At 74.1% G+C, this 25,654-nt stretch carries 20 protein-coding genes and 2 pseudogenes; 13 read left to right on the top strand and 9 right to left on the bottom strand.

What is annotated here, in order from left to right:
- Window positions 1-4: 4 nt before the first annotated feature.
- From ACFYYN_RS19920 to ACFYYN_RS19910, 3 genes are all read right to left on the bottom strand, one after another.
- Complete coding sequence (locus ACFYYN_RS19920) at window positions 5-709, bottom strand: methyltransferase family protein (protein ID WP_500546870.1); 705 nt, start codon at window positions 707-709, stop codon at window positions 5-7.
- A complete protein-coding gene (locus ACFYYN_RS19915) occupies window positions 706-1,623 on the bottom strand; it encodes an AfsA-related hotdog domain-containing protein (protein ID WP_500546869.1) in 918 nt (305 codons plus the stop codon). Before ACFYYN_RS19915 ends, ACFYYN_RS19920 begins: the two co-directional genes overlap by 4 nt.
- A 380-nt stretch (window positions 1,624-2,003) precedes the next feature.
- Window positions 2,004-2,906, bottom strand: a complete 903-nt coding sequence (locus tag ACFYYN_RS19910; protein ID WP_500323753.1) for a metallophosphoesterase family protein — start codon at window positions 2,904-2,906, stop codon at window positions 2,004-2,006.
- Window positions 2,907-3,107: 201 nt separating this feature from the next.
- Between ACFYYN_RS19910 and ACFYYN_RS19905 the strand changes: the two genes are divergently transcribed.
- Window positions 3,108-4,385: a nucleotidyl transferase AbiEii/AbiGii toxin family protein gene (locus ACFYYN_RS19905; RefSeq protein ID WP_500546868.1), complete on the top strand. Its 1,278-nt coding sequence runs from the start codon at window positions 3,108-3,110 to the stop codon at window positions 4,383-4,385.
- Window positions 4,386-4,521: 136 nt separating this feature from the next.
- On the opposite strand, the gene ACFYYN_RS19900 is transcribed toward ACFYYN_RS19905, so the two are convergent.
- Both ACFYYN_RS19900 and ACFYYN_RS19895 read right to left on the bottom strand, forming a co-directional pair.
- Window positions 4,522-5,040: an SMI1/KNR4 family protein gene (locus ACFYYN_RS19900; protein ID WP_500546867.1), complete on the bottom strand. Its 519-nt coding sequence runs from the start codon at window positions 5,038-5,040 to the stop codon at window positions 4,522-4,524.
- A gap of 485 nt (window positions 5,041-5,525) precedes the next feature.
- Window positions 5,526-6,986, bottom strand: a complete 1,461-nt coding sequence (locus ACFYYN_RS19895; RefSeq protein WP_500546866.1) for an MFS transporter — start codon at window positions 6,984-6,986, stop codon at window positions 5,526-5,528.
- A gap of 309 nt (window positions 6,987-7,295) precedes the next feature.
- Here ACFYYN_RS19895 and ACFYYN_RS19890 point away from each other — a divergent pair, with 309 nt between their 5' ends.
- Window positions 7,296-7,874 (top strand): TetR/AcrR family transcriptional regulator, encoded by a 579-nt coding sequence (locus tag ACFYYN_RS19890; RefSeq protein WP_499515095.1) that lies wholly within the window; start codon window positions 7,296-7,298, stop codon window positions 7,872-7,874.
- Window positions 7,875-7,911: 37 nt separating this feature from the next.
- Here the strand turns inward: ACFYYN_RS19890 and ACFYYN_RS19885 are convergent, their stop codons facing one another.
- Window positions 7,912-8,451, bottom strand: coding sequence for a GNAT family N-acetyltransferase (locus tag ACFYYN_RS19885; RefSeq protein ID WP_500546865.1), 540 nt, complete (start codon window positions 8,449-8,451; stop codon window positions 7,912-7,914).
- 439 nt (window positions 8,452-8,890) lie between these two features.
- Here ACFYYN_RS19885 and ACFYYN_RS19880 point away from each other — a divergent pair, with 439 nt between their 5' ends.
- Window positions 8,891-10,120: an RNA-guided endonuclease InsQ/TnpB family protein gene (locus ACFYYN_RS19880; protein ID WP_500546950.1), complete on the top strand. Its 1,230-nt coding sequence runs from the start codon at window positions 8,891-8,893 to the stop codon at window positions 10,118-10,120.
- Window positions 10,121-10,133: 13 nt separating this feature from the next.
- On the opposite strand, the gene ACFYYN_RS19875 is transcribed toward ACFYYN_RS19880, so the two are convergent.
- Window positions 10,134-10,814, bottom strand: coding sequence for a TetR/AcrR family transcriptional regulator (locus ACFYYN_RS19875; protein WP_500546864.1), 681 nt, complete (start codon window positions 10,812-10,814; stop codon window positions 10,134-10,136).
- 72 nt (window positions 10,815-10,886) lie between these two features.
- On the opposite strand from ACFYYN_RS19875, the gene ACFYYN_RS19870 reads away from it, so the two are divergent.
- The 6 genes and pseudogenes from ACFYYN_RS19870 to fusA all read left to right on the top strand — a co-directional run bounded on the left by ACFYYN_RS19870 (window position 10,887) and on the right by fusA (window position 20,735).
- Window positions 10,887-11,996 (top strand): FAD-dependent oxidoreductase, encoded by a 1,110-nt coding sequence (locus ACFYYN_RS19870; RefSeq protein ID WP_500546863.1) that lies wholly within the window; start codon window positions 10,887-10,889, stop codon window positions 11,994-11,996.
- Window positions 11,997-12,231: 235 nt separating this feature from the next.
- Window positions 12,232-13,743 (top strand): NlpC/P60 family protein, encoded by a 1,512-nt coding sequence (locus tag ACFYYN_RS19865; protein ID WP_500546862.1) that lies wholly within the window; start codon window positions 12,232-12,234, stop codon window positions 13,741-13,743.
- A 216-nt stretch (window positions 13,744-13,959) separates the two neighbouring features.
- Window positions 13,960-14,166: pseudogene (locus ACFYYN_RS19860) on the top strand (helix-turn-helix domain-containing protein); the annotation flags it as partial.
- Window positions 14,146-15,444, top strand: a pseudogene (locus ACFYYN_RS19855) (nSTAND1 domain-containing NTPase); the annotation flags it as partial. The pseudogenes ACFYYN_RS19860 and ACFYYN_RS19855, both read left to right, overlap by 21 nt.
- 294 nt (window positions 15,445-15,738) lie before the next feature.
- Window positions 15,739-17,730: a WD40 repeat domain-containing protein gene (locus tag ACFYYN_RS19850; RefSeq protein WP_500546949.1), complete on the top strand. Its 1,992-nt coding sequence runs from the start codon at window positions 15,739-15,741 to the stop codon at window positions 17,728-17,730.
- Between the two features lie 989 nt (window positions 17,731-18,719).
- Window positions 18,720-20,735: an elongation factor G gene (gene fusA / locus ACFYYN_RS19845; protein ID WP_500546861.1), complete on the top strand. Its 2,016-nt coding sequence runs from the start codon at window positions 18,720-18,722 to the stop codon at window positions 20,733-20,735.
- A gap of 62 nt (window positions 20,736-20,797) precedes the next feature.
- Here the strand turns inward: fusA and ACFYYN_RS19840 are convergent, their stop codons facing one another.
- On the bottom strand, window positions 20,798-21,214 hold the full coding sequence (locus ACFYYN_RS19840) for a hypothetical protein (RefSeq protein WP_500546860.1): 417 nt from the start codon (window positions 21,212-21,214) through the stop codon (window positions 20,798-20,800).
- A gap of 313 nt (window positions 21,215-21,527) precedes the next feature.
- Here ACFYYN_RS19840 and ACFYYN_RS19835 point away from each other — a divergent pair, with 313 nt between their 5' ends.
- Both ACFYYN_RS19835 and ACFYYN_RS19830 read left to right on the top strand, forming a co-directional pair.
- Entirely contained in the window at window positions 21,528-22,622 is a 1,095-nt protein-coding gene (locus tag ACFYYN_RS19835; RefSeq protein ID WP_500546859.1) for a mechanosensitive ion channel family protein, read from the top strand.
- Window positions 22,623-22,692: 70 nt separating this feature from the next.
- Window positions 22,693-23,562 (top strand): hypothetical protein, encoded by an 870-nt coding sequence (locus tag ACFYYN_RS19830; RefSeq protein ID WP_500546858.1) that lies wholly within the window; start codon window positions 22,693-22,695, stop codon window positions 23,560-23,562.
- Here the strand turns inward: ACFYYN_RS19830 and ACFYYN_RS19825 are convergent.
- Complete coding sequence (locus ACFYYN_RS19825; RefSeq protein WP_500546857.1) at window positions 23,547-24,656, bottom strand: ADP-ribosylglycohydrolase family protein; 1,110 nt, start codon at window positions 24,654-24,656, stop codon at window positions 23,547-23,549. The two genes, ACFYYN_RS19830 and ACFYYN_RS19825, sit on opposite strands and share 16 nt — an antisense overlap.
- 283 nt (window positions 24,657-24,939) lie before the next feature.
- On the opposite strand from ACFYYN_RS19825, the gene ACFYYN_RS19820 reads away from it, so the two are divergent.
- A complete protein-coding gene (locus ACFYYN_RS19820; protein WP_500546856.1) occupies window positions 24,940-25,269 on the top strand; it encodes a hypothetical protein in 330 nt (109 codons plus the stop codon).
- Between the two features lie 49 nt (window positions 25,270-25,318).
- Window positions 25,319-25,654, top strand: a complete 336-nt coding sequence (locus ACFYYN_RS19815; RefSeq protein ID WP_500546855.1) for a hypothetical protein — start codon at window positions 25,319-25,321, stop codon at window positions 25,652-25,654.

The raw sequence follows: 25,654 nt of genomic DNA, 5'->3' as shown, positions 1-25,654 counted from the left end.
ACGGTCACCACACCGCCGGGATCAGCCGCTTGCGGTGCCGGGCGTACGCGGCGTACCCGCGCAGGTCGGCCAAGGCCCGCTCCTCGGCGCGGATGCGCAGCACGACGGCGGGCAGCAGCAGCGCGAGGAACGCGCCCACGCTCAGCGGGTTGGCCAGGACCCCGACGAAGCCCGCGTGCGCCAGCACCATGCCGCTGTAGGCGGGGTGGCGCACCACCCGGTACGGGCCGTCGGTCACGACCTCGTGGTCGCCGAGGGTGCGCACCTTGTGCGAGTAGAAGCGGCCGAGCCGGCGGATCGCGGCCAGGCGCAGCGCGGCACCGCAGACGAACACGGCCGTCGCGAACCACTGGCCGGGCCCCCAGCCCTGCCACCAGGGCTCCACGAAGAGGGCGGCGGCCACCACCGCGCCGCGGGCCGCCCCGTACCACTGCATGGTGCCGCGGTCGTCGCCGCCGCCGGCCTGCGGGGCGGCACGGAAGGTGACGCGCAGTTCGAGGAGGGTCCACAGCAGGTAGAGGCCGATCACCACGGCCTGGGCGCGGTGCCGGGGCTCGGACCAGTGGCCGCCCTCCCGGACCAGGGCCCAGCCCAGGGCCACCAGTCCGGCGGCGAACAGGGCGGGCGGGAAGAGGCTCTCCAGGCGGGGGCGGCGCTCGTGCCGCGGCGGGGGTGCGGGGCGGGTGTCCGTCCCGGCGTCCGGGGTCATCGGGTGCCTCCCGCGGAGGCGCCGCGCAGCCTGCGGTACGCGGCGGGGGACATCGCGTACCCGCTGAAGCGGGCCTCGCCGACCGGACCGCCGCTCGCGCTGAACCGGACGCGGACGTCACCGCCGCAGACCGGGGGCAGGGCGTCCGTCCACAGCCGGACCCGCTCCGCGCGGCGTACGGGACGGGCGGTGGCGGCGCGCAGCGAGGCGACGACGTAGCGGCGGTCGAAGTCCACCCGGCGCGACTGGTGGCCCAGCAGCGTCACGAACTGCCGTGCCGCCTCGGTGAGTTCGGTCAGCGATCGCAGCTCCACGCCGGTTCCGCCGGAGCGGGTGCGCAGATGGTGACCGCGGGGCGGGGAGAGCAACTCGGCGCTGTAGCCGCCGGGGCCGTGGTTGCGGTAGCCGGCGAGCAGGACGTTCTCGGGCCGGTGGCGGTGGACCAGTTCGGGGGCGACCATCGTGTCCCGGCGCGGCCCCCGGTCCTCGCCGGCCCGCGGTCCGGGCAGTCCCACGGCCCCCGGGCTCCCCGGGGCCGGGACGGCCACCGCGTGGATCCGTCCGTCGCAGACCGCGCGGTCCTGCTGCAGGCAGTGGACGCGCCACCCGCCGGGCGTCCCGGGCAGGGCACGTGCGGTGATCTCCACGGGGAGGTGCTTCTCGGTGAAGCGGCCGAACTCCAGCTCCAGTGCGTGGACCCGCCAGGCGGGACGGGAGTCCGCGTCCGCCCCGGCGATGCGCTCGACGAGTTCGGTGGCCCCGTCGATCAGCAGGGCCGCGGGCAGGTGGTCGAGGGGGTGGTCGAAGAAGAAGGGGTCCTGTTCGACCGTCCGCAGGCGGGCGGTCCAGGTCACCGCGGCGTCGCCGCCGCGGTGGGTGGCGCGCTCGTCCGTGGGTGCTTGTAAGACTGGCATCGGACAACAACTCCGTTGGTCTTCCCGGCGTTTCACCGTGCATGGGCAGGTTCGGTCGATCGGACCAGTTGTGTGTTGCGCGCTGGAGTCGACGCTACTACCCGTGGGTAATAACTATCGGCGGGCCGGCCGGGGCGGGTGGATTCCGGCCACGGCCCGGCTTCGGCGTTACCGGGGGTCCGCCGTCGCGGTCGCCGGCCGGACGGCGGCACGGGGTGCCGCGGGACCCTGGGGCGCGCGAGGGTCAGCGTTTGCTGTTGCGAACAAAGTTGGCGTGATCCGGGCCCTCGAACAGGACCGAATTCCCCGGGGATTTCCCTTTCGTTCGCCGCGGCGGGTGTTCGCGCCGTGACGTGCGGTGAGGCTTAGTCCTCTTGGAGTCAGTTCCCGGGTGCGGTCCAGGCGTTCGGCCCGAGCCGGTCGATGATCGTACGGAGCTGCTCCCGGTCGAGCTCGTAGATCGTCTCGCCCGCCCTCGGGTCGCGCGCGTGCAGGGTGTGGAACAACGGCCCCCCGTGGGCGCCGATCTGGACCAGGGTGGCCGAGGCCCCCCGGACGGCACGCTCGGTACCGGGCGGCGCGGTGAGGTCGACCCGCCCGACGACCCCCGGGGTCACCCACACCGGCACCGACTCCAGGTGCCCGGACAGCTGGAGGTGGAAGTGGCCGCACAAGATCAGCCGCACGTCCGTGCCGCGGATCGCGTCGGCCAGCTCGCCGGCGTTCCGCAGTCCCAGCGCGTGCTGCACCTCGACGTCGAGCGCGATCGGCGGATGGTGCAGCACCAGCACACTGCCCATGGGGGCCGGGGTGGCCAGGACCTCGCGCAGCCAGTCGAGCTGGGCCCCGCCGAGCAGGCCGTACCCCATGCCCGGCACGAGCGAGTCCAGGGTGATGAAGCGGAAGCCGTCGACCAGGCTCACGGCCGCCCGCTCCCCGGCGGGCGAGGTGAGCATCGCCCGGGCGTGGTTGCCGCCCTCGGGGCGCAGGTGCCCGCTGCCCAGCGCCCGCGCGAAGGCGCGGCGCTCGTCGTGGTTGCCGGTGCTGTAGAACACCGGCGCCCGCCGCCGCAGGGCGAAGTCGCGGACGATGTCGCGCACGGAGATGTACGCGTCCAGCGACCCGTCGTCGGCGATGTCGCCGCTGATGACGATGACGTCGATGTCCGCGACCGGCTCCAGGTCGTTCAGCAGACCGCGCAGCGACTCCCTCGCGTTGACACCACCCGCCCTCGGCGCACCGAAGCGATCGAGATGGGTGTCGGAGAGATGCAGGATCCGCATTGCGCGTACGGTACTCGGCTCGCGGCGCGACGTCACCGATCATTGCGCCGCGCAACCGGACGACGGCCCGGACGACGGCGAGGCGGAGCGGAACGGAGTTGCGGGGGGACGCGGCGGAGCGGAACGGAGTTGCGGGGGGACGCGGCGGTTCGTGAGGCTTGGACCCGGCGACGGGAATCCGGAGAAGAGGGGGGTCGCGCCATGGACCGGTCGTGGAAGCGCTTCGACTGGACGGCCACCGAGGTGCCGCAGGCGCCGCTCGACCACCGGCAACGGTTGCGGGCGGGCGTGCCGTTGACACTGCGGGCCGTCCAGGACGCGCGGGCCGTGCAGCGGCCGGTGTTCGACCCGGCGTTGCAGCAGTACCCCAACGCGTACCGGGCGGCCGACCCGCGCTTCCCGGACCCCGGGGTGGAGGCGGACTGGCTGGAGGCCCGCCGCCGGGCGACGGACCTCGTGCTCGCGGCCGTCGCGGACTCTCCGTGGGCGGAGCATCTGGTGCTGCGCGGCAGCAGGCTGCTGCGCGCCTGGCTCGGGGACGCCGCGCGGGAGCCCGGTGACCTGGACTTCGTCGTCGTGCCGCGGGAGTGGCGGATCGAGGAGCCGCGCACGACCGGGCTGTTCGAGGGCATCGCCCGCGCAGCCGGGCACGTCTCCGCGTCCGGGCCGGTACGGATCTCCGCCGCGGACGCGGTCGCCGAGGACATCTGGACGTACGACCGCGTGCCCGGGCGCAGGCTCGCCCTGCCGTGGACGGCGGACGGGCTGCCCGGCGGGATCGTCCAGCTCGACGTCGTCTTCAACGAGCGGCTGCCCACGCCGCCGGAGCGCTTCCCGCTCCCCGCCCTGTCGGCGGGCGGCCCGCAGGCCGCGGTGCTCGGGGTCTCCCCGGAACTGTCGCTGGCGTGGAAGCTGATGTGGCTGGTCAGCGACAGGCATCCGCAGGGCAAGGACCTGTACGACGCGGTGCTGCTCGCCGAGTCCTGCCGGCTGCGGCCGGAGGTGCTGCGTGACGTCTTCCTCGACGCCGAGGGCTGGTACGCGCTGCACCCCGTCACCGCGGACGCGCTCGGGGACCTGGTCCCGGAGGTGGAGTGGCGGCACTTCGCGGCGGAGTACCCCCGGCTCGGCGGCGACGCGGCCGCGTACGGCCGCCGCCTGACCGCGGCCCTGGCCCCGACGTTCGACGGCGCCCCGCAGGGCGCCGCCCTGCGGGCCTGGTGGATGGCGCCCTGGCTCGCCGAGTACCGCGGCGTCCACGAGCGCGAGGGCATGGCGGGCATGCAGCAGCGGCTGGCCGCCGAGGTGGGTCCGCCGGCCGCCGTCGTCATCACCCGCCACGTGCTCGGCCCCGGGCGGTGCAGCCCCGAGGACGCCCTCGCCATCATGCTGGCCGACCCGGCCTGGTCCCAGTGGGTCGAGATCTACGAGCGGCACCCGAAGTGGCGGCGTGAGCACCTGTCCGAACCGGGGGCGTGACGGCGGCCCCGGGCGGGCGCGTCTGCCTACGGGAGTGCGCGCCGGACGCCCTCTCGCCTGTTGATCGGCTGCGGCTGATTCCCGCCGTGTCGCGGTGCCCAGGCTGGGACCGCAGTCGTGGGGCACTTGGGAGGTGCTAAGCGAAGGAGCCCCAGTCGTCGGACTCCCGCATGCGCCGCTCCTCCTCGCGCCACGATTCGAAGGTGGGCGGGTCGATCGTCAGTCGGGCGTTGAGCGGTGGCGTGATGCGCCCGCTGACGAGATGGACGAGGAAGTCGACCATGCCGAGGTCGTAGTCGTACCGGCTTTGGGACCGGGTGATGACAGCCACCGTCCATTGGTCCGGATCGGCGTTCGTGCAGCACCAGTGGAAGTCATCGGCTCCCTCGTTCGTACCCCAGCACAAGAGGTTGTCCGAGGGCGGGTAGGGACGTTCGTAGAGCAAGTGCTCACCGTAGGGGTAGCCGGCGAACGGCGGAGTCCCGATCCCCAGCGAATCGCTGATCGCGCCCAACCCATAGGCGGCAACGAAGTCCCGATAGTCGTTCGGGAGGCGCCACCCGAAGTCCTCGAGCACCTGGTTCCAGTCCACCATGTCGCCGCCGTCGTGCGGCGGGGGCATCAGCTGGATCAGCCGCTGGACCGCTTCGTGCATCGCAACCTCCATGAAGACTCCCGGCGTGCGGCTCGGGCCTGCTCCAGCCGGCGAAGGTGGTGAAGGCGCCGAGTAGGGACTGTCCCACAAACGCCGGCTGGTTGAGGCCAGGTGAGAAAGGGATACCCGCGAGACTCCGACGCGGCCCCCGTGGCAGCCTGCTGACGTGCCATGCGAGCTGCGGGAACAGCCCTGAGGAGCGCGTCGTCTCCTACGCGATCATGCGCTGGTTCATGGAGCAGGTGGCCGACCAGGTCGAACGCTGCCGCATCGCGTTCGAGCAGGCGGGCCCTGAAGCAGCGGAATGATCACGCGGTGACCGATGCGATCACGGCCCACCGGGGCCCTCTCGGAAAGCCCCGGCCAGGGCCGCGCGTTACGACGCGAGGGCACGGACCCAGATCGCAAGATGACCTCCCGCGCGAGCGCGGGCGGATGCGGCGGCCTGCGTGAGGCGCCGCACCCGCCCGCCCGGGGTGTGTCCGTCAGCCGCGGGCGCCGGACGCCACGGGCTCGGCTTCCGCCGGGGCCGGCGCGGTCGCGGCCGCGGCGTGGCGGGCGGTGGCGTGGCGGGCGGTGGCGCGGTGGACCGGGACGAGGAGCGCGGCCAGGGCCGCCGCCAGGCAGAGCACCGCCAGCAGGCTGAACGCGTGGGTGTAGCCGGAGGCGTAGGGCAGGCCGGAGGGCTGGAGCCGGCTGGTGACCAGCACGCTGGTGACCGCGGCGCCGATGGAACCGCCGATCGTGCGGATGTTGGCGTTCATGCCGCTCGCGGCGCCGGTCTGCTCGGCCGGGACGCTGCGCACGATCAGGTTGGCCATCGAGGCGAAGGCGAGGCCGATGCCGAGGCCGAAGACGCCGGCCGCGAAGGCCACCTGCCACTGCTGGTCGTGCCAGGCGGCGAGGAAGCCGCAGGCCACCGCGCCCAGCGCGGCACCCGCCGTGAGCAGGCGCTTCGCGCCGACCACGGGCTCCAGGCGGCCGCTCAGGACGCCGGAGAGGAACATCGCCACCAGCATCGGCAGCATCAGCAGCCCGGCCCCCGTCACACTGGCGCCGAAGCCGTAACCCGCGGCGCTCGGGGTCTGGGCGAAGCCGGGGAGGAAGGACCAGATCGAGTACATGCCCGCGCCGAAGAGGAGACCGGCGGCGTTGGTGGTCCACACGGCGCGCAGCCGCATGATGCGCAGGTCGATCAGGGGGTGGCGGGAACGGGCCTCGGCCGTCAGCCACAGGGCGAACAGGACGACCGCGGCGGCGAACAGGACGAGGGCGCGGCCGGAGGTCCAGCCCCATTGGGTGGCCTGGCTGAGCGGCAGCAGCAGCGCCACGAGCCAGCCCGACAGGAGGACGGCGCCGAGCCAGTTGACGCGTCCCTCGGCCCGGCTCGGGGACTCGGGCACGTAGCGGAAGGCGATCAGCGCGGTGATCGCGACGACGCCGACGGGCAGCCAGAACAGCCAGCGGTAGTCGAGCGCCGAGACGATCGGGCCGGCCGCCACGATGCCGACGCCGCCGCCCGCGGCGATGACGGCGGACAGGTTGCTGATGCTCGGGCCCACCTCGCTCGCGGTGAACTCGTCCCGGATGATGCCGAAGGACAGCGGGAACAGCGCGCCGCCGATGCCCTGGATGACGCGGGCGATGATCAGTACGCCGATGGACGGCGCGAGCGCGGCGAGCAGGCAGCCGAGCGTCAGGACCACCAGGACGGCGACGAGGGTGCGCTTCTTGCCGACCAGGTCGCCGACCCGGCCGAGGATGGGGGTGAAGACCGAGGCCGACAGCAGGTAGGCCGTCATCACCCAGGTCGCGGTGGACTGCGAGGTGTGCAGGGCGTGCTGGACGGTCGGCAGGGCCGGCGCGATCAGCGACTGGAGCATGGAGAACACGCCCGCACCGGTCGCGAGGACCGCGAAGGTGAGGCGGGTGGACTTGCGTGGCATGGAAAGCCTCTCCGATTCCGAACGGGGGCGTGGCCGGGACCGTCCGGCCGTGGTCGTACGGGCCGCGTGGGCAGCCTGGGGACGGCGACCGCGCGCGGCGGCCGCCGGGGAAAGCCTGGGAAACGTCGGGGGTCGGGCGATGCGCCGGCGCAGGGCCCGTGGAAGGGGTCACACCGGGGTGCGTACGCCTGACCGCCGCGTGCCGGGCACGCGGCGACGGGAACGACACCCCGACTGGTAAAGTGGAGGTATGCCTCCACTGTAGCGGAGGCCACCCTCCACTTCAAACGTTCCGGTCAGGAGGCAGCAGTGACGGCCGACACGTTCCCCGTCAGCGCGATCGTCGCGTCCCAGCGCCCGCACCGCAGGGACGCGGCGCGCAACTACGACGCCCTGCTCGCGGCCGCCCGCGAGGCCTTCGCCGAGAACGGCGCCGAGGCCTCGCTGGAGGACATCGCCCGCCGCGCCGGCGTGGGCATCGCCACCCTCTACCGGAACTTCCCCACCCGGCGGCACCTCTTCGAGTCCGTCTACGCGGACGAGGTCAACGACCTGTGCCGGGTCGCCCAGGAGGTCGCCGACCGCGAGCCGTGGGAGGCGCTCACCTCCTGGCTGGGCCGCTTCGTCGACTACACCGTGACCAAGCGCGCCATCCGCGAGGCCCTCAACAACGAGTCCGACGTCTTCCTGGCCTGCCGCGACTCCATGTTCCAGGCCGGCGGCCCGCTCTTCGACCGCGCCCAGCAGGCCGGCGAGGCACGCGCCGACATCTCCTTCGACGACCTGCTCCGCATGGTCTCCGGCATCTCCGCGACGCACTTCGCGGACGACGCCCAGCGCGACCGCATCCTCTCCGTCGCGCTCGACGGCGTCCGCGTCCGCCGCTGATTCGCGGCGGACGCGCCGGACGCGCCGGAGGCGCCGGTCAGTCGCCCGGTCGCGGCGCGGTGTAGGCGCGGACGGCCACCCGCCGGTCCGGGCCCCACCGCTGCTCGACGGTGGCCAGCAGCGTCCATCCCAGCCGCTCGTACAGGGCGGCCGCGGCCGTGTCCGACGCGACGACGTCGAGCACCGGGTGCAGGCCGCGCAGCCGCGCCTCCTCGACGGCCGCGGCCATCAGCAGGGCCCCGATGCCGTGGCCGCGGGCCCCCGGCGCGACGAACAGCCGGCCCACGACCGCGGTCGGTCCGGCGGCCGCGCCCTCGCGCGCGCTCCACAGCCCCGGCGCGGCGTCGCTCCCGCTGCCCGCCCCGAGGCCGACGTGACCCACGACGACACCGTCCGACTCGGCGACCCACGCGGCGAGGGATGCCGCCCCGGAGATCCACGCGGCCGGTGCGGCGGGCCAGTCGACCGGGTAGCCGTCCCGGTCGTGGACCGCGGCGAGCACCCGCACGCACGCGTCGAGGTCGCCCTCCTCCCGCCGCCGGACCCGTATCGCCGTACCTGCCGTCGCCTCGTCCACCCGGGAATGCAACCACAGGCCGCCCGTCGCGCGGGCAGCGGGAGACCGCCGGGAAACCCCTGGCCGGCGATGCCGCGCGGGTGGCGGCGCGGTGGCCGTCCGGTGGCGGCCCGGTCGCCCCGGGAGCGGCACCCGTACGGCGAGATCAAGACAAGTGCCCGCCGCAACGAGGGCGCCGGCTTGCCGGCGCGGGCAATCCACCTCATTCCCGGAGGACTTCGTACCCACGACCCGCACCCTCACCGGCGCCCTGCTCGGACCCGCTTCGGCCGCGCGTCACCTGATTTCTCCCAGGATGCCCCGGCCTTCAGGCCGGGGAGGAATGGGTCCTTGAGCCGGAGCCGCGAAGCGGCGGAGCTCTCTGCATATCCGTTCTGGCCCGTGCTCTCTTTCGTTGTCAGTGGGGGCTGTTAGGTTCCGGAGCGTGACGTCGACAGTGATGGCCGAGCAGGGGTCGGGGCATGCCCGGTACACCTTTCGGCTGCGTGTGTCGTCCATCGCGCGTGCCGGTTTGGAGGCGGAGTGGGCGCGTTGCCGGTGGGTGTGGAACGAGTGCGTGGCGGTGTCCCGAAAGGTCCACGGCCTGAACAAGAGTGCCGAGCAGAAGGTCACGTGTGGCCCCGCGCAGCTCGACAGGATGCTGACCGAGGCGAGGCGGTCGATGGCGTGGCTGCGGGCGGGCAGCTCGGTGCCGCAGCAGCAGACCATCCGGGATTTCGCGAAATCCCGGACCAAAGCGTTGAAGGACATCACGGCGCGGCTGCCGATGCGGCAGCGGGCCGGGATGCCCCGCATCAAGCGCAAGCGTGAGACCGCACCATCGCTGAACTACACCACCCGCGGTTTTAGGCTCAAGAACGGACGCCTGCACCTGGCCGGCGGCATCGTGCTCACGGTGGTGTGGTCCCGCGACCTGCCGTCCGAGCCATCCTCGGTGCGGGTGTACCGGGACGGCCTCGGCCACTGGTACGCCTCGTTCGTCGTCGCCGTCCAGGTAGAGCCGCTGCCCGACACCGGCGCCGTGATCGGTATCGACTGGGGCGTCGTTAAGACCGCGACCACGACCAGCGACGTCCACGACCTGCCGCACGCCCAGCACGGCAGGAGTGCCGCGGCGAAACTGGCTCGGTACCAGAAAATGATGGCCCGCCGGCGTACCCCGCGGAACAGGCCCGACACCGGTGGCTACCGCAAGGCCCGCCGGGCCGCCGCGAAGGTGTCCAAGAAGGTCGCCCGCCGGCGGCAGGACACTGCCCGCAGGTGGGCCAAGCGTGTCGTGCGCGACCACGACGCGATCGCGGTCGAGGACTTCCGGCCGAAGTTCCTCAGCCGGACCACCATGGCGCGCAAGGCGGCGGACGCCGCGATCGGCGCCACCAAGACGGCGCTGATCGAGATGGGCCGCAAGCACGGACGCGATGTGCGCCTGGTGCATCCCGCGCACACCACCATGGACTGCGCGTCGTGCGGAGCGAGAACCAAGCACGCACTTCCTCTTTCGGAACGTACTTACACCTGCACCGCGTGCGGAGCCGTGTCCCCCAGGGACAAGAACTCCGCCCGTGTGATGCTGGTCCGGGCTGGTCTCAACCCGGCTGGTGCCGATCGTGTAAGCGCTGGCGGACCGCTGGTCCCCAGCCCACGTGAGCCAGGAATCCCCGTCCACTAGGACGGGGAGGATGTCAACTCGAGATGCGAGCCTCGATGCCGTCGAGCAGGAAGTCGAGGCCGATCCGGAAGGTGTGGTCGGCGTCCAGGTGGGCGGCATCGCGCACCACCGTGGCCAGCGCGGGGAATCGGCCGGTGGCGAACGTCCGCTCCAGATAGGGCCCCAGTGAGGCCTGCCAACGCGCCTCGTCCATCCCGGTGGCCCGCTCCGCGCGCCGCTCGGCGACCTCACGGCGCACCGCGCCGATCGCGTACGCGTTGACCGCGGCGACCACCGGCATGACGGCGTCCACGTCGACCCCGCCCAGTGCGGCCACCACGGTCTCCCCACTGGCCAGCGCGTGCGGCCCGAGCTGGGGTCGGCCACCCAGGAGGTCGGCGAGCCATTCGTGCTCGTGGGCGGCGTGCCGGGTGGCTTCGGCAAGGGACCGGAGCACCTCCCGCCAGCCGTCCCCGGCCGGCCGGATCTCGGCGTGGACGGCGTCGACCATGAGGTCGAACAACTCCTCCTTGCTCGCGATGTAGCCGTACAGCCGCATCGGACGGACGTCCAGTGCGGTGGCGACCTTGCGCAGCGACACCGCGTCCAGGCCCTCCGCGTCGGCCAGTTGGATCGCCGCCCGCACGATCCGCTCCCGGCTCAACGGGGCGGGCACAGGTCGATTCGGTGGCTCCGGCCTCTCCCACACCAACATGCCGCTCACCATACATCGCCTCGGACCGATACAGTGTATCGGTCAGTACGGTGTATCGAAGGAGAAGCGGCCATGACCATCGCCATCGTCGGAGCGGGCCTCGGCGGCCTGGCTCTCGCCCGGGTGCTGCACGTGAACGGCATGGATTGCGTCGTGTACGAACGAGAGTCGTCACGCGGTGCGCGCGGTCAGGGAGGCATGCTCGACATCCACTCCGGCCAGCGGGCGCTGCGCGAGGCCGGTCTGATCGACCGGTTCCACGCGATCGCCCGTGGTGAAGGCCAGGACATGCGTCTTCTCGAGCCGGACGGCACCCTGCTGCTCCAGGAGGACACGCCCGACGACGCCCCGCTCGCGCGACCCGAGGTCGACCGCGCCGACCTGCGCGACCTGCTGCTGGATTCCCTCCCCGACGACGTGGTGCGCTGGGGGCACGCGTTCACGTCCGCCGACAACGGCCTGCTGCACTTCGCCGACGGCAGCAGCGCGACGTATGACCTGCTGGTCGGCGCGGACGGCGCGCAGTCCCGCGTCCGCCCGCTGCTCACCGACGCCCGCCCGGCGCACATAGGCCAGAACGTCGTCGAGGTCGGCATCCCCGACATCGACCGCACGCACCCCGACCTCGCGGCGATGGTCGGGCGCGGCAACTACTGGGTGCTCGGCAACGGACTGTCCCTGGCGGCGCAGCGCAACGGCGACGGCCGCGTCCGCATCGGCCTCAGTTTCTACAACACCCCCGAGGACTGGTTCGCCACCAGCGGGATCCCGTTCGACGACCCGGCCGCCGCGCGGGCGCGGCTGATCGACCTGCTCCCCGGCTGGGACCCGCAGTTCACCGCGCTGATCGCGGCCTGCGACGACACGGTCGTCCCGAGGTCGATCAGCACCCTCCCGGTCGGCCTGACCTGGCCGTCGACGCCGGACGTCACGCTGGTCGGCGATGCCGCGCACCTGATGCCGCCGGTGGGGGAGGGCGCCAACATGGCGCTGCTCGACGGCGCCCTGCTCGGTCTCGCGCTGGCCGCGCACCCGGACGACTTCCCCGCCGCCGTCAGGGAGTACGAGCGCGAGATGTTCGAACGCACCGGCGCTGCCGCCCGGATGTCCGCGGACATCCAGGAACTGCTGATGTCGCCGGACGCCGGCAAGAAGATGCTCGCGTTCTTCCAACCCGGCTGAACGCGACCGCATACGCGGTTGTACGGCCCGACCGCCCTCCGCGCGTTCGGACAGCGCCTCCCCGAGATCCGGTCGGTCCGGCGCGGCCGACCCCGCCCACCAGGGGTTCTCCGGCCGGGAGGCGAAGAGGAAACGGGAAACCCCTGGTGCCGGCGGTCCGTCAGGGGTCACCGTGAGGGCCGACACGCGACCGAGGGCGGCGCCGGGCGCCGCCCCGTCTTTGGGGGAAGACCGCATGAGAGCACGACGCTGGGGAGGCGGGCTGGTCGCCGCCGTGGTGACCGCCCTGCTCCTCGCGCTCGTCCCGGCCGCCGCCGCCCGCGCGGCCGGGACCGGGGAGCAGAACTGGTGCAGCCTGCAGGGCATCGCCTCCGACGAGGCGCACCGGGCCGCGGACGCGGCCTGCCAGGAGTGGCGCAACCGCACGCTGTACACCTGGGGTGGCGGGCACGGCCCCGCGCCCGGCGCCAGTTACGGCACCATCGACATCCACGACCTGGAAGAGACCTGGAACGACCCGTACACCCGCGGCTTCGACTGCTCGGGGTTCGTCCGCTGGGCCTGGTACAAGGCCGTCGGGTGGGACATCCTCGGCGGCGGCACCGCCAAGTCGATGTACCAGAGCGCCGGGCGCACCTACCAGGCGGTGCACGGCAGCGGGGGCGGCAAGCCGGCCGTCTCCGACCTGGAGCCGGGGGACATCGTGTTCACCGGGGTCGGCGGCACGGTCGACAGCATCAGCCACGTGATGCTCTACCTCGGCGGCGGCTACGTCGTGGAGGCGTACCAGTCGCAGCACCCCGTCCGGGTGATCGACATCAACGCGCGCATCGACAACAACCGCCTGGTCGGGGTGGCGCGCATGCCGCAGGGCGGCCCCTTCACGGAGCCGCCCGGCTACGACGGCAGCCTCCAGGTCACCTGGGGCACCGACGTGGCCGTACGGCAGCACCCCAACAAGGCGGCGGCACTGGTGACCCGGCTGTCCGGGCCGGACCTGGTGTACGCCACGTGCCAGCAGCACGGGGAGACCGTCACCGCCGAGGGCTACACCAACGACGCCTGGACGTACCTGTCCAACCGCGGCGGCTGGATCAGCAACATCTACCTGAGGGGGCCGGCCTGGCTGCCCGAGGTGCCCGCCTGCACCGGCTCCGCCTACGACCCGCAGACCGGTTCCGGGGGCGGCGGCGACGTCTGGCAGGGCGGCGCCTACAGCACCTGGGGCACCGGCGTGGCGGTCCGCTCGGAACCGTCCACGACCACCGGCACCACGGTGGCCCGGCTGGCCGGCCCGACGAGCGTCGCCGTGAGCTGCCAGACGCACGCGCAGACCGTGACGTCCGAGGGGTACACCAACGACGCCTGGTCCTACCTGCCGCAGTACGGCGGCTGGGTCACCAACATCTACATGCGCGGCGACGCCTGGCTGGCCGGGGTCCCCGCCTGCGACGGCAAGGGCACCTCCACACCGGCCGGCGCGAGCCCGTACGGCACCTGGGGCACCGGCGTGGCGGTCCACGCCTACCCGGCCACCGGGTCCGCCGTGGTGGTCCGGCTCGCCGGTCCGACCAACGTCGCGGTGTCCTGCCAGAAGCACGCGGAGTCGGTGACGTCCGAGGGGTACACCAACGACGCCTGGTCGTACCTGCCGGAGTACCAGGGCTGGATCAGCAACATCTACATGCGCGGCGACGCCTGGCTGTCCGGCGTGCCGAGCTGCGGCGCCCCGGGCGGCGCGATCTGAGCGACCCCGGTCCGCCACGGGCGGCGTGGTCCCACCGCTCACGGGGGCGGTGGGGCCCGCCGGCCCGTGGCCATTTCTCGACCGTGCGCACCCCTTCGCCCGCGACCCTGGGAACCACGCCCCGCCCCGCGCACTCCTCACCTTCCGACGGGCACGCCGGTCAGGCGGCCGGGGACAGGGAACGGCGCCCTCCGCGCCGTACGCGGCGGGGACGGGATGGACCGGACACCACACAGGCCGACCGAGCCCTTCGGCCCGGCACTGCGCGAACTGCGCCTGGAGCGCGGCCTGTCGCTGTCGGCGCTGGCCCGGCGCACCCACTACAGCAAGGGGTACCTGAGCAAGATCGAGACGGGCGGCAAGCCGGTCAACGCCGACGTCGCCCGGCGCTGCGACGAGGCGCTGGAGGCCGGCGGGACACTGCTCGCCCTGCTGCCGCCCGAGTCCGGGCCGCGAAGTACCCGACTGTCAGGGGCCGATGACGAGGCGTCGCCCTGCCCCTATCCCGGGCTGTCCGCCTACGGCACCGAGGACGCGGGGCGCTTCTTCGGCCGCGAACGGGCCGTCGCGGACCTGGTGGAACGCCTCGGACGACGGGCCGGCCAGGGCCCGCTGGCCGTGGTCGCCCCCTCCGGGGCCGGGAAGTCCTCGCTGCTGCGGGCCGGGCTGCTCCCCGCCCTGGCCGACGGCCCGTACGGCCGGTGGCCGGTCGCCTTCTGCACCCCCACCGCGCGGCCCCTGGACTCCCTCGGGCACGCGCTGGAGCAGGCTCTGGAGCCTGCTGCGGGCGGAACGCCGCAGGACCCGGGCGAACAGGGGCCGCCCTCCGCGCGTGCCGCCGCCCTCGTCGCCGCGCCGCGCGGAGGATGCGTCGTTGTGGTGGACCAGTTCGAGGAGACGTTCACGCTCTGCGACGACGAGGCCGAGCGGCGCTCCTTCATCGCCGCCCTCACCGGGCTCGCCGCGACCGGTGACGCCCTCGTCGTCCTCGGGATCCGGGCCGACGTCACCGGACGCTGCCTGGAGTACCCCGCGCTCGTCCCCGTCATCAGCGACGGGCTGTTCGCGCTGGGCGCGATGAGCCCGGACGAGCTGCGCGAATGCATCGTGCGCCCGGCGCGCGAGGAGGGCACCGAGCTCGAACCGGGCCTGGTGGAGGTCCTGTTGCGGGACCTGGGCGCCGCGGAGTCGCCGGACTCCCCGGGGCACCCGGCGGGTGCCGTCCGGCCCGGCGGCGACCCCGGGGCGCTGCCGCTGCTCGCGCACGCCCTGATGGCCACCTGGCGGCAGCGCACGGGCCGCACCATGACCGTCGAGGGCTACCTCGCGGCGGGCGGCATCCACGGCTCCGTCGCCACCGCCGCCGAGGCGCTGTTCACCGCCCTGTCCCCGGCCGAGCAACTGGCCGCCCGCAGAATGCTGCTGCGGCTGGTGCGGGTCGGCGAGGACAACGAGCAGTCGCGGCGCCCCCGCGACACCGCCGACCTGCTGGACGGGCTGCCGGACACCGCCGCCGCCCGCACCGCGCTCGACTCCTTCGTCGCCGCGCGCCTGCTGACCGTCGGCACCGACCACGTCGAGATCGTCCACGAGGCGCTGCTGCGGGCCTGGCCGCGCCTGCGCACCTGGATCCACACCGCCCGCGCCGACCTCCTGCTGCACCAGCAACTCGCCGCGGCCGCCCGCGAATGGGAACGCGAGGGCCGCGACCCCGCCTTGCTCCACCGCGGCACACGACTGGCCGCCGCCCGCGAGTGGGCTGCGGGCCCCGGCCGCCGCGACGGCGAACTCGGCCCCGTGGAGGCGGACTTCCTCGCCGCGGCCGCCCGCGAGGAGGACCTGCGGCGCACCCTCGTACGGCGCCGGGCCCGGCAGCAGCGGACCGGGCTGGTCGTGCTCGCCGTCCTGCTGGTGCTGGCGGTACTGGCGGGCGGCGTCGCCGTCGAGCAGCGGCTCGGCGCCGACCGGCAGCGCGCCACGGCGCTCTCCCAGGCGATGGCCGCCCGCTCCGCCGAACTGGCCGCCGGGCGGCCGGAGGCCGCGATGCTGCTGGCCGAGGCCGCCTACCGCACCGCCCCCACCACCGAGGCCCGCAGCGCCCTGCTGAGCACCCAGGCCAACGCCTTCGCCGGGCGGCTGACCGGCCACACGGCCGCCGTGAACGCCGTGGTGTTCTCCCCGGACGGCCGGCTGCTGGCGTCGGCGGGCTCCGACCGGACGGTACGGCTGTGGGACGTCGCCGGACGGACCGCGGCGGGCGTCCTCACCGGCCACCGCGGGCCCGTCCGGTCGGTCGCCTTCTCCCCGGACGGCCGGCTGCTCGCCTCGGCGAGCTCCGACGGCACCCTGCGGCTGTGGTCCGTACCGGAGCGCCGGACGGTCGTCGTGCTGACGGAACATCAAGGACCCGTACGCGCGGTGGCATTCGCACCCGACGGCCGCACGCTGGCCTCGGCCGGAGCCGACGGCACCGTACGGCTGTGGGACGCCGCGACCGGACGCCGGAAGGCCGTCCTCACCGGGCACACCGACGAGGTCCTCGCGCTGGCCTACCGCCCCGGCGGCCGGACGCTCGCCTCCGCGGGCGCCGACCGCACGGTGCGCCTGTGGGACACCCGGACCCGCCGGAGCACGGCCGTGCTGCGCGACCACAGCGGCGACGTGCTCGCCCTCGCCTTCAGCCCGGACGGACGCACCCTCGCCAGCGGCGGCGCCGACCGCACCGTGCGGCTGCGGGACGTCGCCGCGCCGCGCCGCACCACCACCCTCGCCGGGCACGACGACGACGTGAACGGGCTCGCCTTCGGGCCCGGCGGCCACACGGTCGTCTCCGCGGGCGGCGACGGCACCGTCATCCGCTGGGACGTCCACACCCACCTGCCCGTCGAGACCCTCACCGGCCACACCGACTACGTGCTGTCCGTCGCCGTGGCCGCCCACGGCGACCTCCTCGCCACCGCGGGCTTCGACCGCACCGTCGTCCTGTGGGACCTCAGCCGCAGCACGCTGGGCGCCTCACCCGTCACCGAGGTGTGGAAGGCCGCCTACGCCCCCGACGGGCGCACCCTGGCCTCGGCCGACGGCGACGGCACCGTACGGGTCTGGGACATGGCGCGCCACGCCCCCGCGTCCACCCTCACCGGGCACAGCGGCCCCGTCTACGACGTCGCCTTCAGCCCCGACGGCCGGCTGCTCGCCTCCGCGGGCGCCGACCGCACCGTACGGCTGTGGGACACCCGGACCCGGCGGAGCCGCGCCATATTGCGCGGCCACGACGGCGCCGTCTTCGCGCTCGCCTTCAGCCCCGACGGGCACACCCTCGCGACCGGCGGCGCCGACCGCACGGTGCGCCTGTGGGACACCGCGACCGGGCGCCGCGCGGCCGTCCTGACCGGTCACACCGACTTCGTGAACTGCCTCGCCTTCAGCCGCGACGGCCGACTGCTGGCCAGCGGCAGCGACGACCTGACGCTCCGCCTGTGGCACCCCGCGACGGGGCGCCGCGCGACGGTCCTGACCGGTCACACCGGTTCCGTGCGCGGCGTCGCCTTCGCCCCGGACGGCCGGACCCTCGCCAGCGGCGGCAACGACGGTACCGTCCGCCTGTGGGACGTCCCGCGGGCCCGCGCCGCAGGGGTCCTCACCAGCCACACCGGGTCCGTCCGGGGCGTCGCCTTCTCACCCGACGGCCGCACCCTCGCCAGCAGCGGCAACGACCGCACCGTACGGCTGTGGGACCCGGCGGCACGGAGCCTGACCGCCACCCTCACCGGGCACACCCGCGCCGCGTGGAGCGTAGCCTTCAGCCCCGACGGCGCGACCGTGGCCAGCGCCGGCAACGACGGCACGGTCCGCCTCTGGGACCCGGACGTCCACCACCGCACCGCCGTGCTCTGCCGCCTCGCCGGCCCCTCCGCCCCGGCCCGCTGGCGGCACCTGCTGCCCGGCTACGCCTGGCCGGGCGCCTGCGGTTCGTCCAGCGGCTGAGCTCCGGGTGGCTCCCGAGGGCCTGCCTCCCGGCATGACGCGGCCCAACCGGCAGGTGGGCCTTTCCGGTTCGTCCTGGCCCGTCACGGCGCGGCGCGGGCCGCGTGGCTCCCGGTCGGCGCACGCCGTCCAGGCTGCGGACCGTGTCCGTGCGGAGTGGTCGTACCGGCACGCTGCTCCCCGCGTCTGTGGCGGTGAAGCCGGGGGAAGGGTTCCGCCGGGCCGGGACCCGGACGGAGCACGCGTGCGGGTGCCGGTGGCGGTGGGGGCCTGACCGTCCTGGGCCCGCCGCAACGGCGGTGGCGCGGGGGCGGAGCCTGCGTCCGAGGGGCCCGCGCAGCGGGCCCTGATGGCCTTCCGTCAGGTAGCGCGCGGCCCGTGGCGGCACAACTCCGCAGGGCGCGTGAAGCCCGCTCGATCCGCACCTGTCGCCGGGCGGCACCGGTCCTCGACCGGATTCCGTGGACCGGGGCGGGGAGCCGGGTGCACGGGTCGCGCACGCCCTCTCGTGCCGCTGCTCACGGTCCGCACGCGCTGATGTCGTGGCACCGGTAACCGTCGGGGGCGCGCCGATGCGGCGGCGGCCGGGACGGTGCGGGCCTCCCCGGAAAAACCCGGTGCCCCCATCCCGTCCCGCTCACTACACTCGCGTTGATCGCGCGCCGCCCGACACCGTGGCGCGCTCCGTGACGGACGAAGGGAGCCCGGCCGTGCGTTACCGCACCGCAGCCGTCGTGCCCCCGTCACGCCATGAGGTGATCCTGGTGTCTTCGCAGGCCCGGTGCCCGCTGCGCGGCCGGCACCGGAAGTCCGCGACGACCATCTGACCCCCGCACACCCGCAACCGCACCAGCGGAGCCGGCGGCCGGGTACGCCCTGCCGCGACCCGGTCCGACGTGCACGGGGGCATCCCCACGGCCCGCACGCGGGCCGTCCCGTCCGGGAATCGCGCCGCCCACTCTCCGGATCACCCGAAAGGCCACCGGGCCATGCGCACCGTCAATCCGCTGACCGCCGTCCGCAACCTGGGCATCCTCGCCCACGTCGACGCGGGCAAGACCACCGTCACCGAACGGATCCTCTACCTCACCGGCGCCACCCACAAGCGCGGCGAGGTCCACGACGGCACGACCGTCACCGACTTCGACCCGCAGGAGCGCGACCGCGGCATCACCATCTTCGCCGCCGCCGTGAGCTGCGACTGGGACGGCCACCGGCTCAACCTGATCGACACCCCGGGCCACGTCGACTTCTCCGACGAGGTGGAGCGCTCCCTGCGCGTCCTGGACGGCGCGGTCGCCGTCTTCGACGCCGTCGCGGGCGTGGAGCCGCAGAGCGAGTCGGTGTGGCGGCGGGCCGACCGGCACGGCGTGCCGCGGATCGCGTTCGTCAACAAGCTGGACCGCGCCGGCGCCGACCTCGACGCCGCCGTCGGTTCGCTGCGCGAACGGCTGCACACCGTGCCGCTCGTCGTTCAGCTGCCGATCGGGCGTGAGGACGGCTTCACGGGCGTCGTGGACCTGCTGCGCATGCGCGCCCTGGTGTGGGCCGACGGCCACGGCACGTACGCCGAGGGCCCGGTGCCGGAGGACTTGCGCGAGGAGGCGCTGCGGCGCCGCCGTGCGCTGGAGGAGACGGTGGCGGAGCTGCACCCGGCCGCGTTCGAGGAGTTCTGCGAACGGTCGGTGCTGCCGGAGGCGACGCTGCGCTCCGCGCTGCGCGACCTGACGCTGTCGGGCGACGGCGTCGTGGTGCTGTGCGGCTCGGCGTACCGCAACCGCGGGATCGAACCGCTCCTGGAGGCCGTCGTCGACTACCTGCCGTCGCCGCTGGACGTCCCGGCGGTACGTCAGGCGGCCGACCCTGCGGCGCCGTTCGCGGCGCTGGTGTTCAAGGTGAACGTCACCGCCACCGGGCGGCTGACCTACCTGCGGGTGTACGAGGGGACGATCAGGAAGGGGGACGCCGTGCTGGACACGCGCGCCGGACGCACCGAGCGGATCGGCCGGATCCTGCGGGTGCAGGCCGACCGGCACGTCGACGTCGACGCCGCGGTCGCCGGGGACATCGTCGCGGTGGTCGGGATCAAGTCCGCCGCCGCGGGCGCGACCCTGTGCGCCCCGGGGGCACCCCTGGTCCTCGAACCGCCGTCCGTCGCCGAGCCCGTCGTCTTCGTCGCGGTCGAGGCCGCCCGCAACACCGACACCGACCGCCTGGCGGTGGCCCTGGCCCGGCTGGCCGAGGAGGACCCCTCGCTGGCCGTGCGGACCGACCCCGAGACGGGCCAGACCGTCCTGTCCGGCATGGGCGAACTGCACCTGGAGGTCGCGGTGGAGAAGATCCGCCGCGAGCGGGGACTGGACGTCCGCGTCGGACGGCCGCAGGTCGCCTACCGGGAGACGCTCGTGCGCGGCGTGCCGGGGCTGGTCTTCCGGCACGTCAAGCAGGAGGGCGGCGCGGGGCAGTTCGCGCACGTCGTCCTGGACGTCGAGCCGTACGGGGAGTCCGCGTTCGCGTTCGTCTCGACGGTCGTCGGCGGGCGGGTGCCGAAGGAGTTCGTCCGCGCGGTCGAGGCCGGCTGCCGGGACGCCCTCGTCGAGGGCCCCCTCGGCGGCCACCCCGTCACGGGCGTGCGGGTCACCCTGACCGACGGCGCCACGCACTCCCGCGACTCCTCCGAGACGGCCTTCCGCACCGCGGGCCGCCTCGGGCTCCGGGAGGCGCTGCGCAGCGGCGTCATGGCCCTGCTCGAACCGGTCGTCGAGCTCACGGTCACCGTCCCCGACGCCGCCGTGGGCACCGTCCTCGGTGACCTCGCCGCCCGCCGCGGCCGCGTCACGGGCTCGACGACGCGCTCCGGCACGGCGGTCGTCACGGCGACGGTGCCGCTGGCCGAACTGTTCGGCTACGCGACCCGCCTGCGCAGCCGCACCCAGGGCCGCGGCACCTTCACCACCCGCCCCGCCGGGTACGCCCCGGCCCCCGCGGGCACGGTGACCCGGTAGCCGGCGCGCCCGGCCCCGCCCCCACGATCCCCGGGGGCGGGGCCGGACCGCGTCGGGTCGGTTCACCCCTCCGCCATGAGGGCCTCGTTGACGGCCGCCACGCGCGCGTGGAGCGGGCCCTCGCGCACGATGTCGTCCCCGAGCCCCCGGCGGTGCGGCGCCACGGCGATGACGGTGACCAGGGTGTCGCCGAACCCGATCACCGCCCACCAGTCCTGTCCGGCCGCCCGGACACGCCACGTCGCCTTGACCCACCGCCCGGTGTCGGTCCGCACCTCCGCGGAGACCAGCTCCCAGGTCGCGGGGTCGAAGGCGAGCAGCGCCTCGACGGGTGCTCCGCGGCGCTCCAGGCGCTCGGTCACGTGCGGGCCGCGCGCGGTGAGCCGTACGGGCTCGCGCAGCACGTGCCGCACCCGCGCGAAGAGCGCCGCGGGGCCGGTGGCCACGTGGAAGCGGGCGGTGTCGAAGCGTGGTGCCAAGGGGGAGTCCTCACCGGGAACGCCGCCAACGCCGAAGGGCGATGGGCATCGTGACCAGGAAGGATACCGGCACACCTGCCGGCGGTGCGTCCGGCCGCGGCGACCTTGGCGGGATCGGGCCGCCGGGGTGGGGGCCGAATGCGGACGGCGTCGCCGCTGCGGCAGGATGTGTCACCTCGCGCCTGGACAACGCCTGTTCGGCGCGACTTCCCCGAGCATCCCCCGAACGTCCCCGAACGATGAGGCGACCAGTGACGACACACCACCCCCCGCGCCCCGTGCGTGAATCCGTACGCACGTGGGGAGGCGACCGGTGAACCGCGCCCTCACGCTGCACGACCTGATCGTCGCCGGTGCCGCGATCGCCGCCGGCGCCCTGGCGGGGCTGTTGCTGCGGCTGGCCCTGAAGTGGCTGGGCGAGCGGGCCAGCGCGACGAGGTGGGGCGGTGACGACATCGTCGTCGCCGCCCTGCGCACCGTCGTGCCGTGGGCCGCACTGGCGTCGGGCGCCTGGGTGGCCGCCGCGGCGCTGCCGCTGACCCGCATCGTCGACCGCACCGTCAACCAGGTGCTCGTGGCGGTGCTGATCCTGGCGGCCACGGTCGCCGCGGGCCGCATGGTCGCCGAGACGGTACGGTCGCTGGCGCTGGCCCGGTCCGGGGTCGCGGCCTCCGCGACGATCTTCGTCAACATCACCCGTGTCGTCGTGCTGGGGATGGGATTCCTGGTCCTGCTGCAGACCCTGGGGATCTCCATCACGCCCCTGATCACCGCCCTCGGCGTCGGCGGTCTCGCCGTCGCCTTGGCCCTGCAGGACACCCTCGCCAACCTCTTCGCGGGCGTCCACATCCTCGCGTCCAAGACCGTGCAGCCCGGGGACTACATACGTCTCAGCAGCGGCGAGGAGGGCTACGTCGTCGACATCAACTGGCGCAACACCGTGGTGCGCCAGCTGTCGGACAACCTGGTGATCATCCCCAACGCCAAGCTCGCGAGCGCGATCGCCACCAACTTCCACCAGCCCGAGCAGCAGATGTCGCTCATCGTCCAGGCGGGCGTGGGCTACGGCAACGACCTCGAGCACGTGGAGCGGGTGACCATCGAGGTCGCGGGCGAGGTCATGGCCCACGTCGAGGGCGGCATCCCCGAGCACGAGACGGTCGTCCGCTTCCACACCTTCGGCGAGTCCCGGATCGACTTCTCGGTGATCCTGCGGACGTCGGAGTACGGGGAGCAGTACCGGATCAAGCACGAGTTCATCAAGCGCCTGCACCGCCGCTACCAGGAGGAGGGCATCGAGATCTCCTTCCCGACGCGGAACGTGGTGCTGCGTCAGGAGCAGCCCGAGGCGATAACGCTGCCGCACCAGCGCACGGTCCCGGCGCCGGACCCCACCCCCGGCGGCTGACGGCCGCACGCCGGGCACGCACTTCGGTGCGTGCCCGGCGGACTTCCTCCCCCTGGGACAGGACGGGCCGATGTACATCCTCCACCTCGTCGACCGGCCCTCCGACGAAGCGGTGGCCGTTGCCCTGGCGCGGGTCTTCGGCGTGCCGCCGAGCGAGGTCGACATCGCCGCCGACGGCGTGATCGAGCGCGACTGGGAGGCGCTGGTGTCGTGCACCACAGGGGAGCGGTTCGGTGACGTGGCGCTGTCGCTGGACATCTACGTCCTGGCCGCCGTGACGGCGGACCGGCCCGCCGAGCACGCCCTCGCCGCCGAGGTCGCGGAAGTGCTGCGCACGCCGGTCCTGTTCGCGGCGGAGGGCGTCCGGCCCAGTGCCTTCTGGGTGGCGACACCGGAGGGAGTCGTGACGCGGGCCAGGGTGGGCGACACCGACGACCCCGACGAGTTCATCGTGGACGCGTTGGAGGCGCCGGTGGCCCGACTCCCGCACGTGCGGGTCATACGCATCCCGGAGGCAGTCGAGGATCTGGGGACAGCCACTCCCGTCGCCGACGCCTTCAGTGAGGCAGGGTCCCAGGACGGGCCGGCGGATGCGGGCCGTCCCCTCGCGGCCTGGGAAGAGCTCGTCCGGATGATGGCCGACGGGTGGCGGCCCGCGGGATGGTGCCCGGCCGACGTCTACGGCTGGCGCCTCGAGGCCCGCGACGAACTCGCGGAAGCCGCAGCCGCGCTGCCGTCGGAGGCCGCGGAACCGCTCCGGAACGCGCTGGCCGAGCTGGACCGGCTGTTCGTGACCCACACCGTCGAGGACCCGGAACGCCTCCTCGCCCGGGAGATCGCCGGCGGCGACGACACGGGCGGGCGGAGCTGGTGGTGGTACCGGCGGCCGGAGCCGCTGCCCTGGGACGAAAGCCTGAGGCCGCGTCACCAGCCGGGGTAGCGGTCCCGCCAGTGGGGGTCCCAGCCCGGTACGTACTCGCTGCCGCTCGGGCCGTCGAGGTTCTCGGCGACGAGGTCGCGGGCCAGGGTGTCGACGACCCACACCAGTTCGTGGCGGCTCACCACGTCCACCGGGAAGGCCTCGAAGCCGTGCGCCGCGCCGAGGAACGCGCCGGTCACGGTGGCGACGGACTCGCCGTCCGGCGCGGCGGCCGCGAAGCGCAGCGCCGCGACGAGGTCCGCGCGCTCCGGGAAGGACGCGGCGGCGTAGAGGCCGCCCAGGAGCGCCGAGGGCGCGGTGGAGTCGGGGGCGAGCCGGGCGAGGCGGGCCGGGTCGGCGGGGTGGGCGACGGCCTCGTCCAACACGGCTCGCAGACACGCGTGTTCGTCATCGGTGATGACCGTGACCCGCTCGGAGGCCCGCAGCGCCGTCAGGCCGTCTTGGAGGGCGCCTCGTATCTCCTCCCCGGCCAGGACGTGCCGGGCCAGGACGGTCGCATGGGACGTGGCGGCCTGCGCGGCGGGGTCCCCATGGGTGAGCGCGGCGACGTCGCGGGCGTGCGCGTCCCAGCTCTTGACCGCCGCCGGCTCGCCGAGGGCGGCGATGGGCAGGGTGCGGCCGAGGGCATGCCAGCCGCGGCTGGCCGTCGTGGGCTTGTCCACGGTGCCCTGCTCCGGCCGGGACAGCGCCTTGACGGTCGCCGGCGCCGTACCGCGCCGCTCGGCCAGCACGGGGATCCCGGCCAGCCAGCCGGCCAGCCAGCCCGCGCCCGCCCACGTGCCCCAGTGCTGGGTCAGCCGGTCGCGGTCGATGCCCTGGATCGCGGCCCAGCGGCAGTACGCGTGCCAGAGCACCGACGGGGGATGGCAGATGCCCTTGTGGCTCCCGCGGACCAGGGCGCGGATGGAGCCCTCGACGGTGAAACAGGCCAACTGGGTGCAGACGCCGGCGCGCAGCGGGCCCGTGGCGGGCAGCGTGCCGCGTGCCGCCCCGGTGGTCTCGCCGAGGGTCAGCCCGATGAGCATGCCGCGCACGCGCGAGGTGGTGCGTCCGCGATCGGCCTTGCTGTCCTGGCCCTCGTTCGCTGCGCTCAAGACGGCTTCCTCTCCCCGGATTCCGGCAGATGGCAGGGGGCCGACCCTATCGGGAGGCCAAAAGGTGACGGAGGGGGCACGGAGGGTGTGCACGCAGGAATAATTGGTGCTAATTACTCCATAAGTGGACATGATGAACCCGGCTCGATACGGTCGTCTGTGGGCGAGACCCGCCCTCGAGCCGGTGCCCCGCCGCTCCCCAATGGCACGCCTAAAATTGTGGATTTGAGCCTGACCAGGGACGAGGCACCACCCCCGTACGCTTCCGAGAGGGGAAACAGCCATGCGCGCACAGCGATTTCTCGCACTGCTCGCAGGCCCGGTGGCCGTGGGAGCCCTGGCGGTCCTGCCGGCGGCGCCCGCGCAGGCCGCGACCGCCGGCCATGTCACGGCTGGCACGGTCCAGGCGCAGGCGGCGGGCACCCTCGCCCCACTGGCGGGCGACCGGTACTGGCGCGGTTACCGCGACGGCCGGGACGACGGACGGTACGACGCCCGCTCACGCCCGCGCTGCCGGAACCAATGGGACTCCTACCGCCCCCAGAGCTGGAACTCCGAATACCGCCGCGGCTACCGCGACGGCTACCGCTCCGGCTGGAACACGTACTGCTGAGCGCGGTCCACAATGGTTACCTCAGGACGAGGGCGCGGGGGGACGAGAGTTGACCACGGGGGACGACGACCGGGTCTTCACCGGGAGCTGGGTCATCGAGACCAACCTGCGGCCCCTGTGCGAGTCGGTGGCGCACTTCACGGGGTACGGGTTCGACGACCGGGACTGGCAGGCGATCGACGCGGCCCTCCCGGCGACGGACGCCGAGCGGCACGACGGCTGGTACGCCTACCCTCTGTCGGGCCGCGTGCCGCTGACGCTGCTCGTCGCGGGCGACCCCGGTTCCTCCGTGGTGTTCGTCCGGTTCGCGGGAGAGCCCGGCGAGGGCGAGAGGGCCCGGATCGAGGCGGCGCTCCACATCTTCGCGACCTGGGCCGTGCGATGA

The organism is Streptomyces sp. NPDC001902, from assembly GCF_042891295.1.
Classification (GTDB): Bacteria; Actinomycetota; Actinomycetes; order Streptomycetales; family Streptomycetaceae; genus Actinacidiphila.
This window is presented reverse-complemented; position numbering and strand designations above follow the sequence as displayed.